The 16,758-nt window shown below is 57.5% G+C and carries 15 protein-coding genes and 1 riboswitch; of the genes, 11 read left to right on the forward strand and 4 right to left on the reverse strand.

Annotated elements, in window-relative coordinates; translation table 11 throughout:
• The first annotated feature begins 413 nt into the window (after positions 1 to 413).
• The 5 genes from JRJ26_07070 to JRJ26_07090 all read left to right on the forward strand — a co-directional run bounded on the left by JRJ26_07070 (position 414) and on the right by JRJ26_07090 (position 4,736).
• On the forward strand, positions 414 to 746 hold the full coding sequence (locus JRJ26_07070) for a zinc ribbon domain-containing protein (protein ID MBW2057242.1): 333 nt from the start codon (positions 414 to 416) through the stop codon (positions 744 to 746).
• A gap of 103 nt (positions 747 to 849) precedes the next feature.
• On the forward strand, positions 850 to 1,137 hold the full coding sequence (groES, locus tag JRJ26_07075) for a co-chaperone GroES (protein ID MBW2057243.1): 288 nt from the start codon (positions 850 to 852) through the stop codon (positions 1,135 to 1,137).
• Between the two features lie 39 nt (positions 1,138 to 1,176).
• Positions 1,177 to 2,802: a chaperonin GroEL gene (gene groL / locus JRJ26_07080; GenBank protein MBW2057244.1), complete on the forward strand. Its 1,626-nt coding sequence runs from the start codon at positions 1,177 to 1,179 to the stop codon at positions 2,800 to 2,802.
• A 104-nt stretch (positions 2,803 to 2,906) separates the two neighbouring features.
• Complete coding sequence (gene dnaJ, locus JRJ26_07085; protein ID MBW2057245.1) at positions 2,907 to 4,028, forward strand: molecular chaperone DnaJ; 1,122 nt, start codon at positions 2,907 to 2,909, stop codon at positions 4,026 to 4,028.
• 246 nt (positions 4,029 to 4,274) lie between these two features.
• The gene (locus JRJ26_07090) at positions 4,275 to 4,736 is read left to right on the forward strand and encodes a response regulator (GenBank protein MBW2057246.1); all 462 of its coding nucleotides are present in this window, start codon (positions 4,275 to 4,277) and stop codon (positions 4,734 to 4,736) included.
• 144 nt (positions 4,737 to 4,880) lie between these two features.
• On the opposite strand, the gene JRJ26_07095 is transcribed toward JRJ26_07090, so the two are convergent.
• From JRJ26_07095 to JRJ26_07110, 4 genes are all read right to left on the reverse strand, one after another.
• The gene (locus JRJ26_07095) at positions 4,881 to 6,224 is read right to left on the reverse strand and encodes an insulinase family protein (protein MBW2057247.1); all 1,344 of its coding nucleotides are present in this window, start codon (positions 6,222 to 6,224) and stop codon (positions 4,881 to 4,883) included.
• 83 nt (positions 6,225 to 6,307) lie between these two features.
• A complete protein-coding gene (locus JRJ26_07100; protein ID MBW2057248.1) occupies positions 6,308 to 7,621 on the reverse strand; it encodes an insulinase family protein in 1,314 nt (437 codons plus the stop codon).
• Positions 7,622 to 7,676: 55 nt separating this feature from the next.
• The gene (gene thyX / locus JRJ26_07105) at positions 7,677 to 8,321 is read right to left on the reverse strand and encodes an FAD-dependent thymidylate synthase (protein ID MBW2057249.1); all 645 of its coding nucleotides are present in this window, start codon (positions 8,319 to 8,321) and stop codon (positions 7,677 to 7,679) included.
• 48 nt (positions 8,322 to 8,369) lie between these two features.
• On the reverse strand, positions 8,370 to 11,090 hold the full coding sequence (locus JRJ26_07110) for a vitamin B12-dependent ribonucleotide reductase (protein MBW2057250.1): 2,721 nt from the start codon (positions 11,088 to 11,090) through the stop codon (positions 8,370 to 8,372).
• Between the two features lie 596 nt (positions 11,091 to 11,686).
• On the opposite strand from JRJ26_07110, the gene lexA reads away from it, so the two are divergent.
• The 6 genes from lexA to JRJ26_07140 all read left to right on the forward strand — a co-directional run bounded on the left by lexA (position 11,687) and on the right by JRJ26_07140 (position 16,758).
• The gene (gene lexA / locus JRJ26_07115) at positions 11,687 to 12,298 is read left to right on the forward strand and encodes a repressor LexA (GenBank protein MBW2057251.1); all 612 of its coding nucleotides are present in this window, start codon (positions 11,687 to 11,689) and stop codon (positions 12,296 to 12,298) included.
• 177 nt (positions 12,299 to 12,475) lie between these two features.
• Positions 12,476 to 12,707, forward strand: a riboswitch (cobalamin riboswitch).
• Positions 12,708 to 12,794: 87 nt separating this feature from the next.
• On the forward strand, positions 12,795 to 13,430 hold the full coding sequence (locus JRJ26_07120) for a MotA/TolQ/ExbB proton channel family protein (protein MBW2057252.1): 636 nt from the start codon (positions 12,795 to 12,797) through the stop codon (positions 13,428 to 13,430).
• The gene (locus JRJ26_07125) at positions 13,431 to 13,844 is read left to right on the forward strand and encodes a biopolymer transporter ExbD (GenBank protein ID MBW2057253.1); all 414 of its coding nucleotides are present in this window, start codon (positions 13,431 to 13,433) and stop codon (positions 13,842 to 13,844) included.
• Complete coding sequence (locus tag JRJ26_07130) at positions 13,834 to 14,739, forward strand: energy transducer TonB (protein ID MBW2057254.1); 906 nt, start codon at positions 13,834 to 13,836, stop codon at positions 14,737 to 14,739. The genes JRJ26_07125 and JRJ26_07130 overlap by 11 nt, the downstream gene beginning before the upstream one ends.
• Positions 14,732 to 15,751, forward strand: coding sequence for a cobalamin-binding protein (locus JRJ26_07135; GenBank protein MBW2057255.1), 1,020 nt, complete (start codon positions 14,732 to 14,734; stop codon positions 15,749 to 15,751). The genes JRJ26_07130 and JRJ26_07135 overlap by 8 nt, the downstream gene beginning before the upstream one ends.
• On the forward strand, positions 15,748 to 16,758 hold the full coding sequence (locus tag JRJ26_07140) for an iron ABC transporter permease (GenBank protein MBW2057256.1): 1,011 nt from the start codon (positions 15,748 to 15,750) through the stop codon (positions 16,756 to 16,758). The genes JRJ26_07135 and JRJ26_07140 overlap by 4 nt, the downstream gene beginning before the upstream one ends.

The following is a 16,758-nucleotide window of genomic DNA, read 5'->3' on the forward strand; positions in this document are numbered from 1 at the left end:
CGTCGGGGTTGAGCGGGAAGGGGAGAGGGCGTGTTCGTGATTCGTGTTCGTGGTTCGTGAGTCGTGTTCGTGGGGCGTGTTCGTGGTTCGTGAGTCGTGTTCGTGGGGCGTGTTCGTGGTTCGTGAGTCGTGTTCGTGAGTCGTGTTCACGGGGAAAAGGCGGGAATCCCCCACCCGGGAGACCCGAGGGGTCACCGCGCAAGCTCAGGAGCGGAGCAACAAGAGGTTTTCCATTCGACCAAGTGGCTCACCGGGGTTACCTCGCCTTTTCCCCCGGTTTCGCTAGGGGACATCGACGTGCTGCAAAGGTCCGGGAATGCGAGACTCCCGTTTCCTTGACAAAAGCCGGGGCGGTGATTAATTTCTTCACGGTCGGTGGCTCGTCGGGCTGTTGCTTCTCTGAGAGGAGGCTCATGCCTATCTATGAGTACAGGGTTGCCGACGGCCACAGGGGCTGTCGTCGCTGTCGAAAAGGAATCGAGGTCATCAAGCCGATTCATGATGATCCGCTGAGGTTCTGCCCCTTCTGTAGTTCTCCTGTGGGGCGGGTTTTTTCGCCGGTCAGCTTCAGGATGGTCGATAGAGGACCGAGCACGGTCGAAACCCGGATCAGGGAGTATGAAAAGGAGGGGATGTACAGTCACGCGGCGGAGTTGGCCGACAAGGAGGCGGAAAAAACCCATAGGGAGGACCTGAAAGCCCGGGCCATGGAGAATTACAAGAAGGCGGGATACAGGGATGTCTGAGCGTGGAAAACTTGACAAGGTCGGAGGGGATGATTAGCTTTTGAGAAATTCGAGCCTCTTACGGCGTTCGGGAAACAAACCTTTTAGAAAGGAGATGTAGGCGATGAAAATCAGGCCACTGCAGGATCGGGTAATCGTCAAAAGGGTCGAGGAGGAGGAGAAGACCAAGGGAGGCATCATCATCCCGGATACAGCAAAGGAGAAACCCATTGAGGGTAAGGTTATCGCCGTTGGTAAGGGGAAAGTCAGGGAAGATGGGACGGTGCAGCCCCTCGATGTGAAGGAAGGCGACAGGATCCTCTTCGGTAAGTACGCAGGAACAGAGGTCAAGATAGAGGGGGAAGAGCACCTCATCATGAGAGAGGACGACATCCTTGGTGTAGTCGAGTAGGAACTCCACTTTTTATCCGACAGAAACGGAGGTTTGACAATGGCGGCAAAAGAACTCAAATTTGACCAAGACGCAAGGACCAAGATCCTTGAAGGCGTCAACATCCTGACCAACGCGGTCAAGGCGACCCTCGGGCCCAAGGGGAGAAACGTCATCCTGGAGAAGTCCTTTGGGTCCCCGACGGTGACCAAGGACGGGGTTACTGTTGCCAAAGAGGTAGAACTTGAAGACAAGTTCGAGAATATGGGAGCCCAGATGGTCAAAGAGGTGGCGAGCAAGACCAGCGACACTGCCGGGGACGGAACCACGACAGCCACGGTCTTGGCCCAGTCCATCTATCGGGAAGGTTACAAGGTGGTCGCGGCAGGGGCCAACCCCATGGACGTGAAACGGGGAATCGACATGGCCGTCGAGGAGGTGGTCAAGGAGCTGAAGAAGATCAGCAAGCCGACCAAAGAGCAGAAGGAGATCAGCCAGGTGGGTACGATCTCGGCGAACAACGATGAGACCATCGGAAACGTCATCGCCGAAGCCATGAACAAGGTCGGAAAAGAGGGGGTCATCACCGTGGAGGAAGCCAAGTCCATGGAGACCACCCTGGACATCGTCGAGGGAATGCAGTTCGACCGAGGCTACCTCTCCCCTTATTTCGTCACCGACGCCGAGAAGATGGTGGCTCAACTCGAAGATGCTTACATCCTGCTCCACGAGAAGAAGATCAGCAATATGAAGGATCTGCTGCCCATCCTGGAGCAGATCGCCAAGTCCGGTAAGCCCCTCCTCATCATCGCCGAAGATGTTGAAGGAGAGGCCCTGGCCACCCTGGTGGTCAACAAGATCCGCGGCACCCTCAGGTGTGCCGCAGTCAAAGCCCCCGGTTTCGGAGACAGAAGAAAAGCAATGCTCGAAGACATCGCCATCCTCACAGGGGGCAGGGTGATATCCGAGGACCTGGGTGTCAAGCTCGAAAACGTTTCGATGAGCGACCTCGGACAGGCCAAGCGGATCAACATCGACAAGGATAACACCACGATCGTCGAGGGCAAGGGAGATGCCTCGGCTCTGGAAGGAAGAGTCAAACAGATCAGGACCCAGATAGAGGAGACGACCTCTGACTACGATCGGGAAAAACTCCAGGAGAGGCTGGCCAAACTCGTGGGTGGTGTCGCCGTAATCAACGTGGGCGCTGCGACGGAGACGGAAATGAAGGAAAAGAAAGCCCGAGTTGAAGACGCCCTCAACGCCACCAGAGCGGCCGTCGAAGAGGGGATCGTTCCCGGAGGCGGGGTGGCCTACCTGCGGTGCCTGGAGGCTCTGGACAAGATGAAGACGGACGATGCCGACAGGCAGACGGGGATCAATATCGTCAAGAAAGCGCTGGAGGAGCCGGTCCGCCAGATCGTAGAGAATGCGGGGATGGAGGGGTCTGTGGTCGTCGAGAAACTCAAGGGCGAAAAGGGCGCCTTCGGGTTTGATGCGGCAAAGGAGGAGTATACAGATATGGTCAAGGCAGGGATCATCGATCCTACCAAGGTGGTCCGGCTGGCCTTGCAGAATGCTGCCAGTGTAGCCTCTTTGATGATAACAACCCAGGCTATTGTGGCCGAAAAGCCCGAGAAAAAGGCTCCTACCCCGCCCATGCCTCCAGGAGGCGGAATGTACTAAGACAACACTCCCCAGGGAGGAAAGGGGACAAGGTGGACCAGGGTGGGAAGCGGTCCACCTTGTTTCTCTTGCCCATACCCGGGCTTGCTCCAAAGCACTAGCTTATGGTCAAAAAAGACTATTATGAGATCCTTGGTGTCTCACGAAACGCCACCGAGGATGAGATCAAGAAGGCCTACCGGAGACTCGCCCTCCAGTATCACCCAGACCGCAACCCAGGCAACAGGGAAGCCGAAGAGAAGTTCAAAGAAGCTGCCGAAGCCTATGAGGTCTTGAGGGACCCCCAGAAGAGAGAGCTCTACGACCTCTACGGCCACGAAGGCCTGAAAGGGACCGGCTTCACCGGATTCAGGGGTTTCGAGGACATCTTTTCGAGCTTCAGCGATATCTTCGAAGACTTTTTCGGAATCAGCAGCACGGCTCGCCGCAGGGCCCGTACTTATGCCCAGGCAGGGGCGGACCTTCGGTACGATCTGACCATCAGTTTTGAAGAGGCCGCGTTCGGAACAGAGGTAGAGATCGAGATTCCGAAGACCGAGAGCTGCCCGCTCTGCAAAGGCACCGGAGCTGCACCCGGAACATCACGCTCTCAATGCCCCTACTGCCACGGCACCGGGCAGATCACGCATTCCCAGGGTTTCCTGACTATCAGCAGTACATGCAGTCATTGCGGAGGAGAGGGAAGCGTCATCACGCGGCCCTGCGAGGAATGCCGGGGAACGGGGAGAATCAAGAGGAAGCGGAAGATCAATCTCACGATCCCGGGAGGTGTGGATACGGGATCGAGGCTGAGGGTTCAAGGTGAAGGGGAACCAGGCATCCATGGAGGACCGCCGGGCGACCTCTATGTGATCATCCACGTCAGACCCCATGAATTCTTTGAGAGAGAGGGAGACGACATCTACTGCCAGATTCCCATCTCCTTTCCCCAAGCCGCCCTGGGAACCCGGGTCGAGGTTCCCACGCTGGAAGGAACGAAACAGATCGACATTCCACCAGGCACAAACTCGGGAGAGGTGTTTCGGATACGGCGAGGAGGGGTCAAACACCTGAGGGGACCCGGCCGGGGAGACCAGATCATTCAGGTGGTGGTCAAGACTCCGACCAATCTCACCGAGCGGCAGAAACAATTGCTCAAGGAGTTTGCAGAGCTGAGCGAGGAGGAACCCGAGGTGGAACACCCAAAGAAATCGAGGTGGGGTTTCTTCTCGGAAAAGAAGAAATAGCCAGTCCTCCCCCGGAAGACTCGTCTCTCTGATTTTCCAGCTTGCAGCACCGCCTGGTGCCAATTCTCGGCGAGGGAGTACCAATTCTCGGCAAGACCGGGGGGTCCTCCCGGAGCCCCATTGTCCGGAAAGCCCTGGCACAAAGAATAATCCCTTTCAATTCAACAAGTTAGTCGTACAAGAAGATTTCTGTCCCCCTGGTACAGAAATTGCTTTCTCACAGGCGAACCCAATGGAGGCGGCAAGATGGAACAGGTCCAGATCCTTAGAAGAGAAAGAGAGATCCCCCGTGAGGGAGTGATCCGCAGTATGATGAGACAGTCGGGCATTCACAAATCAAAGGCCAGGATACTGGTTGTAGACGATGAACCAGAGATCGCCTCGGTCCTCCGAGACCTCCTGGTATTTGCGGGGTTCGACGTGGAGACAGCCGCAAATGGAAAACAGGCCATAGACCTGCTCACCACGGCTCGTCACTTCGATCTCATGATCACAGACATGAAGATGCCGGAGATGGACGGACTGGAGCTCCTAAAGATGACCCATCAGCTGAAGAAGCACCTCCCCGTGATCATCCTCACAGGTTGCGCAACCGTGGACAATGGAATCCACTCCCTGGAGGAAGGCGCCTACGACTATGTCCTCAAACCCTTCAATACCGAGAAACTCATCCTCGTGGTCCGTGAGGCTTTGAAGTACAGGTCTTGAAGCAGATGGTCCGGGTTGATCGGTCTTACATCCCATCCGGCCCGAGGCCCGGCAAGAAGGGCCATCCGCCGACCTCCGACGGGATGAAACCTTCCCTGTGGAATCCCCATCGAGGGCCTTGCGAGAGCGACCACAACGGCCCTTTCACCCCTCGCTCCTGTGCGCGACGAGTCTCTGAAAGTCGATGATTTCAACATCCCCCATCGCTTCCACCTGCCGCTTGAATAGATCGCCATTGCCCACGATCACCACCGAAAAGCCCTGAGGGAAAAGGCGTTGCTTGACCGTGAGGCTGATGTCTGCCAGGGTGACCTCTGAGATCCTCAAGGGATAGTTGGAAAGGCTCTGAAGGCCCAGCCCGTACAGTTCGACCTCCAGAATCTCCCTGGCGATCTTGGCCGGGGTTTCGAATCTGAAGGGGTAGCTGCCGAGGTAGTAGTTTTTCGCTCCCTCGAGTTCCTCCTGCCTTGCACCCTCCCGGACAAAGGCCTCGACCACCTCGAGAATCTCCAGCATCACGGCCCCTGTGTTTTCATTGGGCGTGAAGGTCGAGATCACGAAAGGTCCCGGAGACCTCCTCGCCTTGAAACTGCTCGATATCCCGTAGGTATACCCCTTCTGGGAGCGGACCCTCTCCATGAGGCGGGAGGAAAACCCACCCCCTCCCAGTATGTAGTTGGCCACCTGAAAACGGTGAAAGTCAGGGCTGGTCCTCTCGATGCCCGGATGGCCCATCCGGATCTGGCTCTGCGTAAGGTCCGGGCGGTGGATGATCCGGATCCTCCGCTGGGCTCTGTGGGGGACCTGGAAAGCCTTCCGCTCAGATGAGGCCTGACCGCTCTCCATGGGACCCATGAACTCCTCGGTCCTCATGAAGGACTCCTCGAAGTCGATATCCCCCAGGATCATGAGCACACACTGGTCTGCCACGAAATGTCTGCGGTGAAACCTTTCAAGGTCATCCAGAGCGAGCCTCCTCAGGGAATCGACCGTGCCCCGGCGTGGATGACCGTAAGGGGTCCCCTCAAAGACCAACTCGGTGAATTGGTCGTCGGCGACGATCTCCGACTCGTCCTGATCCTGGATAAGACTCGCAATGCGCCTCTTCTTGAGCTGCTCGAACTCAGGCTCCGGGAACGTCGGGTGGAGGACCAGATCCGAAATAATCTCAACCAAGGAGGGCAGATCCTCTGAGAGACCCTCGATCTCGACAAAACTCGCGTCCCAACCCGAGTAGAATGCGAGGTGCGCCCCCAGGGAGTCGACATCGAGGGCGATCTGCTGGCTCGTCCGCTTCTCCGTCCCGAGAGTCAGCATTTCCAGGGCGAGATCGGCCTGTCCTGCTCTGCCCTCCTCGTCCGCCTCAGCTCCCTTCTTGACCATCAAGACGAGAGTGACAAGGGGAAGCCTCCGGTCCCGTACGGCAAGCACCCGCATCCCGTTACCAAGGGTCTGACTCTGAATCTCAGGAAGCCTGACCGATTCCATCACGCAAGCTCTCAGTCATCACGGATCCATGGGAGAGGTTCGGCAGCAAGGTTCCTTCAAGCATGGCCTGCACCTCGGCCTCATCATTCGTATTCTCCCCACTTCTCACTCTCCCGGGGAGAAACAGGAACCAGGGTGACCACCGTCCGGTTGTCCTCGTGCAGGTACCGGTTCGCCACGTTCATTACATCCTCAGCCGTCACAGAGAGATAGGACGGCTCAACACGATTAATCCAGCTGTGATCCCCGGCCCGAATCCTGTAGATCCCAGCAGTAATTCCCTTGTAGAAGTGAGTCTGGAGGCTCATGAGATAGGATGACCGCAGCTTCTTCTTGCTCCTGTCAAGCTCCGCCTCGTCGACGGGGTCTCTCCTCACGGACTCTATCTCCTGCCAGACATCGCGTTCCAACATCTGGATATCCTCATCCGGCGAAGCCACAACGGCCGTGACAAGGAGCCCCGGGTCCATGGTGAGAAAGGGGGGCGGACCAAGCTCCACCTTGGCTTCCACAGCCCTCCCGGTCTTGATGAACCTCTGATAGAAGCGGGACGACTTGCCGTGGCAGAGCAACGAGGTGAGAACCAGCAGGGGAAAAATATCCGGGTCGGTAACGGGAGGAACATGAAAACCCGCAAAAAAAGCAGGAGTCTGGGCAACCTTCTTATAGATCGTCCGCCTCTCTCCTCTCTGTGGATTCTCCCTGACCTGAAGGGGAACGGGAGGAGGCTGAGAGGGGATATGGCCGAAATGCTTCTCCATCATGGAAAAGGCCCTGTCGGGGTCGAGATCCCCCACCATGGCAACAACGGCGTTGTTGGGGGCATAGTGTACTCGATGATACTCCAGGCAGTCCTGGAGAGTGAGATTCCTTATGTCCTGGTCCCACCCGATCACGGGCCAGCGGTACGGATGGATGTGGAAGGCCACTGCAAAGAGCTCCTCCATGACCAGGCCGAAAGGGCTGTTGACGGTCCGATACTTCCTCTCGCTCCGGACCACCTCTCGTTCCGTGGTAAGGTTCTCTTCGGTGATCCTGAGGTTTTCGAGCCTCTCTGCCTCCAGGTGCATGGCCAGCTCTAGTTTCCCCGCAGGAAGATTCTCGAAGTACGAGGTGTTGTCAGTGGTCGTGAAGGCATTGGTGGTTCCTCCGTTTGCCTGAATTATTCTCGAAAACTCCTCAGGGCCGAGCTCTTTCGACCCTCTAAACATCATGTGCTCGAAAAGATGGCTGATACCGGTGATTCCCGGTCTCTCGTTCCGGGAGCCCGCGGCGAAATGAATCTGAAAACTCACCACAGGGACGGTCCTGTCGGGCAGGGCGAGCACACAGAGGCCATTGGGGAGAGTATGCTCCTCGAATCGGAAGGTAACGGTCTTTTGGGGCACTCTCTTCATGTCATTCTGCAGGGGAGATCCTGGGCTCCAGGTCCAACCAGGAGACGGCCTTTTTCTATGAAGACTTCCCCTTACGGACCGGTCGCAGATCGTCGAAGAGAACCGGGATCCTTCGACAGAACTCTTCGAGCAAGGGGACCATGATCTGTCTCATCTGAGGATGTGCCTGAGGACCGGACCTCAGTGCCAGGATGTGCCGCCACTCCCGGATGTTACAGGTCATAACGATTTCCGACCTGAGAGAATTCGGAAGAACGGCTCGTGCCTCCTGGGGCGTCGCCCCCTGTTCGAGGAGCCGCATGTAGTGAGCCTCGGCCGCCTTCATCGCCTCGTACCATTCCCTGTAAGCAGGAGAATCCTCAGGCCAGAAAGGCGGCTTGATTACGGTGATCTCCCTTCCGAATCTATCCTTGCCGTAATTGGCGTAGCGGGTGCTCTCTTGACTAAAGGAGGCGATACGATGCCGGACCAATTCATGGGTCACTCCCCTGTCACATGTAAACCTCACGGTGATGGAGACGTGCTCGAGCACGCTGTGGTGGCCTGCGGCTATAAGTCGCCTCACAAAAGCCGGAGCCGAGTCTGCACTTATCCGATCCTCTGACCTGTAGCAGGTTCTCCCGGCCTGCTCGATCTTGCGGAGAATCGAATCTCCGTCCAGTGGATCAAGAATCTCGAAACAGGGTTCTATAACCTTCATAAATTCCCGGAAGTCTCTGAATTAAACCGGAAGATCCATCCATTACGGCTACGAACACCCGCTGGTGGCACCACAGTTCAGGCACTTGTAACACGAGCCGTTCCGGACCATAATCGACCCGCATTCCGGGCAGGGGGGAGCGTCTTCCTGGGCAGCAAAGGCAAAACCCTTCTCCCTTTCCCTTTCTGCCTCCCCTTGCCGCCCCCCGGCCGGGGGATTGGCCAGGATCCCCACTTCCGCCTGCTCCTCCATGGTCAGGAATCTCGAGGCCAGCCAGCGGAAGATATAGTCGCTCAGGGATTTTGCAATGGGGATCTGAGGGTTCTTCGTGAATCCAGATGGTTCGAATCTCGTGTGGGCGAACTTGTTCACCAGTACCTTCAGGGGAACTCCGTACTGGAGGGCCAGGGAAACCGCTGTGGCGAAACAGTCCATCAGACCGGAAACCACGCTCCCTTCCTTGGCAATCACCACAAAGATCTCCCCTGGCGTCCCGTCGTCGTACATGCCCACCGTTATGTAGCCCTCGTGGTTCCCGATGCTGAACTTGTGGGTGAGTGCTCTCCTCTCGTCAGGAAGACGGCGGCGGTACGGAGCCCCCTTTCTCTCGAGGCTCTCCTTCTCTCTCTGGCTCAGGGGCTGGGTCCGTTTGGACCCGTCTCGATAGATGGCAACCGCTTTGAGGCCCAGCTCCCACGATCGAATATAGGCCTCCATGATCTCATCTACCGTGGTCTCATTCGGCACGTTTATGGTCTTGGATATGGCGCCTGAAATAAAAGGCTGGACAGCACCCATCATCTTTATATGGCCCATGTGGCTGATCGATCGACTCCCATTGAGGGGCTTGAAGGCGCAGTCGAAGATCGGCAGGTCCCTCTCCTTCAAATAGGGTGCCCCTTCGATAGTCTCCTTCCTGTCGAGGAATTCGAGGATCTCCTTCTTCTCGTCCTGAGAGTAACCCAGGCGATCGAGAGCGAGGGAGACGGTGCGGTTGACCATCTTGAGAACCCCTCCACCCACCAGCCTCTTGTATTTGACCAGAGAGATATCAGGCTCGACCCCCGTGGTGTCGCAGTCCATCATGAAGGCGATCGTTCCTGTCGGAGCCAGAACCGTGACCTGAGAATTTCGATACCCATGGGTCTCCCCCTCCTCTATCGCCTTCTCCCACACCTCGTGGACGGCCCCGAGAAACTCTAGGGGAACATAGGCGGAGTTTATCTTGGAAACCGCCCGGTGGTGTTTCCGAATCACCTCGAGCATGGGCTTGCGATTCACCTCAAACCCTTCAAAGGGTCCGATTCTCCCCGCAATCTTGGCAGAGGTCAAATAGGCCTGCCCCGTCATAAGGGCGGTCACCGCCGCGGCATAGCTCCTTCCCGAGTCGCTGTCATAGGGAAGGCCCCGGGCCATCAGCAAGGCGCCCAGGTTGGCGTAGCCGAGTCCAAGAGGGCGGAAAACGCGGCTGTTTCTTGCGACCGCCTCGGTGGGGTAGCCGGCATTGTCCACGATGATCTCCTGGGCGAGGATCATGACCTCTACGGCGTGACAGAAGGCCTGCACGTCAAACTCCCCCGCCTCGTTCAGGAACTTCAGGAGGTTCAAGGAGGCCAGATTACAAGCCGAATCATCGAGAAACATATACTCGCTGCAGGGATTCGAGGCATTGATCCGCCCGCTGTTGGGGCAGGTGTGCCAGCCGTTTATCGTGGTATCGAACTGCATGCCGGGATCACCACACACATGGGTCCCCTCCGCGATAAGGCGGAGGACTTCCCTGGCCCGATAGGTCTCCATCACCTCCCCGGTGGTGACTGCACGGGTCTGCCAGGTGCCGTCCTCCACGACGGCCCTCATGAAATCGTCCGGAACCCTCACACTGTGGTTGGCGTTCTGAAAGAAGACGGAACCGTAAGCATCGCCGTTGAAGGAACCGTCGTACCCCGCGTCGATAAGGGCCCATGCCTTCTTCTCTTCCTCCTTCTTTGCATTTATGAATTCTATGATATCGGGATGGTCTGCATTTAGGATCACCATCTTTGCAGCCCTTCGGGTCTTGCCTCCGGATTTGATAACGCCTGCAAAAGCATCATATCCCTTCATGAAGGAGACAGGACCCGAGGCCGTTCCACCTCCTGACAGATGTTCCCTTGAAGAGCGGAGGAAGGAGAGGTTTGTACCCGTGCCGGAACCGTGCTTGAACAGCATGCCTTCAACCTTGGCCAGTTCGAGGATGGAGGCCATCGAATCCTGGACCGAGTTGATAAAACACGCCGAGCACTGCGGTTTTTCTTCTATGCCGCAGTTGAACCAGACAGGGCTATTGAAGGAGGCCATCTGGTAAAGAAGGAGATGAGAGAGTTCGTCCTGGAAGGCATCCCGGTCGTCACCGGATGTGAAGTATCCCTGTGATGCTCCCCAGCGTGTGATGGTCTCAACGACCCTCCCGATGAGTTGCCGGAGGCTGGATTCCCTTTCAGAAGTGCCCAGTATACCCCTGAAGTACTTGGAAGCCACCACGTTTACGGCCATCTGAGACCATGAAGAGGGAAACTCCAGGTCTCTCTGCTCGAACACCTTTTCCCCCTTCTCGTTGGTGATGGCAGCGCTCCTCCGCTCCCACTCGAGGGTGTCAAAGGGAGAGACGCCCTTCTTCGTGAAATAGCGGCGGACGATTCCCCGCCTCCCCCTCTCCTCGGAAAGACCCGCATCCTGCTCGGGTTCCTCTCTTTGAGGATCTCGCTCCCCCATCTTCCCCTGACTCATTGGTCACCTCCTGATGGAATTCGACAAGGATCACCGGGAAACTCTCATAGAATATAAGTAGCGCCATCCACCCCCCATGTCAAGCCAATTTAACTAGATATTGTATTTTTTTCTGCGTCAGACACAAGATGTTGATTTTCCAGGCCCTTTGACCCTCGGCATGGCGCCTCCAAAATCGCGCGCTCATCCAAGGGGGGCCGGCCAGGGCTGCGTCAACCTCGGAGGCGGCCTGTTGATTTTGCTCTGGGCGCCCCAGGGCAGATATCTCCTCCACTCGCACGTGACTCCAGTGTTATCCGACCTGGAGTTTCCTGACTTTTGGAGAACACCCTTGCCTCAGAGCGACATTGCGGAAGCGGTGGGGTACCCATCAAGGGTGAGCGGGGAGGGGAAAGGTCGTGTTCGTGATTCGTGAGTCGTGTTCGTGGGGAAGGGGCAGGAATTCCCCACCCGCGAACCTTGATAGGGTCACCGCGTGAGCTCAGGAGCGAGGGGACAAGGGTGTTCTCCTGCCAAAACAGAAAAAAAAACTCCAATTATCCGACCGATTGATCTGGTCAACACCTGTATAGTAAACTAAGGGTAGAGGTATGTACATGAAGCTGACGCGCCGCCAGAGGGAGGTACTTGAATTCATCAAACAGTCAATCGCCAGACAGGGATTCCCCCCGTCGATAAGGGAGATAGGAGAGCATTTCGGCATCTACCCCCGTGCGGTTCTTGATCATGTGCGGGCCCTGGAAAGGAAGGGCTTTGTCAGGCGGAGGGCAGCAAAGAGCCGGGCTATCGAAGTCGTCGATTTCCCGGAGAAACCTCTCCGGCCAGACACCCGAGAGGTGCCTCTCCTCAGAAGGGTGGCGGTTCGAAGACCCTTCCTCGTCGCAGAAGACGTCGAGGCCACGGTGGCCGTTGCCAGAGAGTGGACAGGGGACGGGGAAGTCTTCCTTTTCAGGGTTCGAGGGGGAAGCATGGCACCTTTCATCCTGGAGGGAGATCTGGTTTTGGTGAGCTCCCAAACCACCGTGGAGGGGGGAGACGTGGTGCTGGCCCTGGCCGGCCGGGAGGCTGTGGTGCGGCGCCTCCGGAGAGAGGATCGATTTATCCTCCTGGAACCCGAGAATCCTGCCTGGAAGAGCCTCCGCTTCGGGGAAGACTCTCCGGATCTCCGTATACTCGGTAGGGTGATCGGGATTTACAGGAGACTTTGAACGGGCCCAGACCGGCGGCGTCCCAGCGTCCTGGCTTAGAGATAACACCTTTCCCTCTCAAGAACCGTAGTGAGAATCCCGCTCGGACGTGCGGGAATCCGCTCGAATCGCGGAGACAGGAGAGAAACGGCCTTGACAGCCTTTTTTGTGGACCTATATACTTATTGATCTGAAACAGACAGCGCACTGTCTCCAGGTGTTTCGAGGAGAAACCGAAAAGGGAAGACGGTGAGAATCCGTCGCGGACCCGCCGCTGTGATCCCCTCTCTTCCGTGATGATTCGGGAGAGGGTGTTCCCTTTGCAAAACGCTCACCAAGGTAGGGAGAGTCACTGTCTCCGCTGGGGATGGGAAGGCCGGCAAAGGGACCTGGGAGAGCCAGAAGACCTGCCTGGAGATACTTCACGAATGTCTTCGAGGGGCAAGACAGTGAAGGGTTAAGTAACTCCTTGAGCCGGTCACCCTGCGTGGACCGGCTTGTTTGTGCGGAGGTGGTGATGTTCAGCGTGATGTCCCGGGGGGGGCCGATCATGTATCCCCTTCTGGCATGCTCGATCGTGGCGGTTGCCATCATCTTCGAGCGCGCGGTCTTCTGGCTCAGGATCCAGCACAACAGCGACAGGAGGCTCGCCTTCAGAATCCTGGAGCTCGCCGAGAAGGAAATCTACGGCGAGGCTTACAGCTTGGGAAAGAACTCGAAGGACTACGTGGTCAAGATGTTGATCAACGGTATCGCCCACAGGGAGTATTCCCTGCCGAGGGCCCTCGAAATGGCCGCGGATGAAGCCCTGAAGCGGATGAGGCGCTATCTGGATGTTCTCGATACGATAGTCACCGTGGCCCCTCTGTTGGGCATCTTCGGCACGGTGTTGGGTATCATCAATTCCTTCGACCTTCTGGGCCTTGCGCGGATCGCCCAACCCCAGGTCGTGACAAAGGGGATCGCCCAGGCCCTGATCACCACCGCTGCCGGGCTGGCCGTGGCCATCGTCACCCTCATCGCTCACAACTACTTTCTCTCCCGCATCGAGGGATTCTCAAAGGAGATGGAACTATTTGCGAGCAGTCTCGAGATAGCCTTTGAGAAGAACCAGAGCCGGAGACAGAACTGCGAGGCCGGAGGAGAGACCTAGATGCGAATCAAGCGGAACGTGAGGAAGCGGGCACGGATCGAGATGATTCCTCTCATCGATTCCATGTTCCTCCTTCTCGTCTTCTTCATCTATTCCATGCTTTCCATGACGGTCCACCGGGGAATCCAGGTCAATCTGCCTGAAGCCAGAACCGGGAAAATCGACAAGAGAGACTATGTGGCGATTACTATTACCGAAGACGAGAGGGTATTTCTGGGAAAGCGGGAGGTCTCTCTTCCAGATCTCCAGACCCGGCTCGAGAGAATAAAGAGGGCTCATCCCGGCCGGCCGGTCTTCATCAATGCGGATAGGAGGGTCCCTTACGAGGTGATCATTGCGGCCCTCGACGCGGTACGCTCGGCAGGACTGAGCCGGGTCTCACTGGACACACAGGAAAAGCGTGATGGCACGTGATCTCTTCTCAGGGCTCCTGTTTTCCCTGCTGCTCCATCTGGGTTTCCTGTGGTATGCGGGTCATGCCGGCCACCGGGTTGTGTCCCCGGAACCTCTTCCCACCTCGCTGAGCCTCTATGTACAGGTATCCGCCGGCCCAGGAAAGCCTACCCCCAATAAGACTCCGAAAGTCTCAACTCGGGCGCAGAGGACCTTGCAGAGGGCTCTTCCCGGGCAGGAGAGACGAACCTACCAGACGGTCAAGACCGGGGCGGCAACGGAGGCCACACCGCCAGAGGAGAGGATCTCCTTCCCGGAGCCGATCCTGAGGACCCCGGAGATCCAAAGCAGCCTCCGGTCCGGACGCCTCATCCGGAAACAACCGCTCAGACCGAAACTACCCCCTACCCTGATAAAGAAGAGCGGTCCTCTTGATGTAGAAAGGCCTTTCCCTGACCCCATGAAACGGCCCACCCAGACGTCTCCTCCCCTGGCCGGGCCTGCCGGGAACGACCCGATTTTTCCACTGGAACGCATTCTCGCCACGAGGGCTATTCCTCATGGCCGGGGGAAGGACCCTGAAAAAGAGAACAGGGCTCTCACATCCCGTGGGGAGGGAGCCCCCCTTGTAGAGGCAGCCCCTGACTACGCGGTCAACCCCAAGCCCCGGTATCCGAGCAAGGCTATCCAAAGGGGCTATGAGGGGACGGTAACCCTCCTGGTGGAGGTTCTCGAAGATGGTTCCGTCCGGGAGATCAGGATTGTCGGATCCTCGGGACACGGGATACTCGACAGGTCGGCTCTGAGAACGGTTCGAAAGTGGAGGTTCATTCCCGGCAAGAGGGGGGAAAAGACCGTTGCAATGAAGGTGAAGGTGCCGATAGTCTTCAGGCTGGGAAAGGGGAAGGATGGCTAGGAAAGGGGAAGGCCGGATCCGCGCAGGCGGGCTTTTCCTCGTCTTGGGGGCTCTGCTTTTTGGAGCGGCCCACGCGGCCGCCGGGACGCGGGTCTTCACGGACGCCCTTGGAAGGGCCGTGACCATCGCCTATCCGCCCGAACGGATCGTATCTCTCGCTCCTGCTATCACGGAGACTCTTTTCGCCCTGGGCCTGAAAGACGAGATCGCCGGGGTCACCCGTTTCAGCAACTTTCCACCGGCTGCGGTGGAAAAGCCGAGGGTCGGCTCGTACGTGAATCTCAATATCGAGGCGATCGTAAGCCTGAAACCAGACCTCATTCTGGCCACTGCCGCCGGAAATCCTCAGATCCAGGCGAGAAAGCTCCAAGACATGGGGTTCCCTGTCTATGTCGTCTATCCCAAAGACACCGATGGGGTACTGGCAACCATCCGGCGTATCGCCGAGATCGTCGGGAGAAGCGAGAGGGGCGGGGCTATCGTCCGAGACATGAGGGAGAGGATCGAAAGGATCTCTCACCGGGTAAGAGGACTCAACAGGCCGAGGGTCTTCTTCCAGATCGGCCGGGATCCCATCTTCACCGTATCCAGGGGAAGTTTCGCCGACAATCTCATATCCCTGGCCGGGGGAGACAACATAGCCAAGGACGCCCGTATCCCCTACCCCAGCTACAACCTCGAGGAGGTCATCCTCAAGGCCCCCGAGGTCATTATCGTCAGTTCCATGTATGTCGACACCGACCACTCCGGGTGGCTCGAAGAGTGGAAGAGGTGGGATGTCCTGCCAGCCGTGAAGGACAACCGGCTCTACACCATCGACTCGGACCTGGTCGACCGGCCGTCGGTGCGTATCGTGGTGGGATTGGAGAAGATGGCAAGGATGATCCATCCAGAGGCGTTTCCTCCAGAGCCGTCCGATCAGAACAAGACCAGCCGGCAATACCCGGGCTTCACTGCGACCGGAGAACCTCCCCTCCGGCCCGATGAAGGGAAAATCTTGGGAAGAGAATGATCGTCACCCTGAGAAGGTCCATCTCTGTCACCCTTGTTCTCGGAGCCGCCCTCGCTCTCGTCATGACGGCCTCCCTGTGTTTCGGTACGATTCCCATCGACCCGGGCGAAATTCTCAGGGCCCTTGTATGGAACCTCACCGGCAGGGGAGAGTCTAGCATCCGCGATACCATCATCATCTCAATCCGGCTGCCCCGCGTGCTTCTCGCCGCACTTGTGGGCGGAGCCCTCTCCGTGGCCGGCTCGATCTTCCAGGCTCTCTTGAGAAACCCTCTGGCCGATCCGTACATTCTAGGGGTGTCGAGTGGGTCAGCAGTTGGGGCGGTCTTGGCGATGATGCTGGGCTTGGGCGCCATGTCATTGGGGCTCCCCCTGGCCTCTTTTGCAGGTGCACTTGGAACCGTGCTCCTCGTGTTCAACGTGGGCAGGATGGGCCGGCGGGTCCACACCAACACCCTGCTTCTCGCGGGAGTGATCATCAATGCCTTTTTCGGGGCCGTGCTCATGTTTCTCATCTCCATCTCCCGCCATGAAGCCCTCCACACGATAGTCTTCTGGCTCATGGGGGATTTCAGCTTTGCCGACTTTGCCGGCGTAACTCTGATCTTTCCTTATGTCGTAACAGGAATCTCCCTGGCCTATCTGCTCGCCAGGCGACTCAATCTCCTGGTTGCAGGCGAAGACGAGGCGATCCAACTCGGCGTGGACGTGGAACGGGTGAAGAAGTCGGCCTACGTGCTGGGGTCTCTGATCACCGCCGCGGCTGTCTCTGTCTGCGGGTTGATCGGCTTTGTGGGTCTCATGATCCCTCACATGGTCAGATTGGTTCTCGGGCCTGATCACCGGCTCCTCATCCCCGCATCATGCCTCTGGGGTGCCGCCTTTCTGGTGATCTGCGACACATTGGCTCGGACGATTCTCGCTCCCATAGAGCTTCCCGTAGGGGTGATCACCTCGGCCTTCGGCGCTCCTTTTTTCATATACCTCTTGAAGACTCGAAGCATCTGA

Source organism: Deltaproteobacteria bacterium (assembly GCA_019308905.1).
Classification (GTDB): domain Bacteria; phylum Desulfobacterota; class BSN033; order WVXP01; family WVXP01; genus JAFDHF01.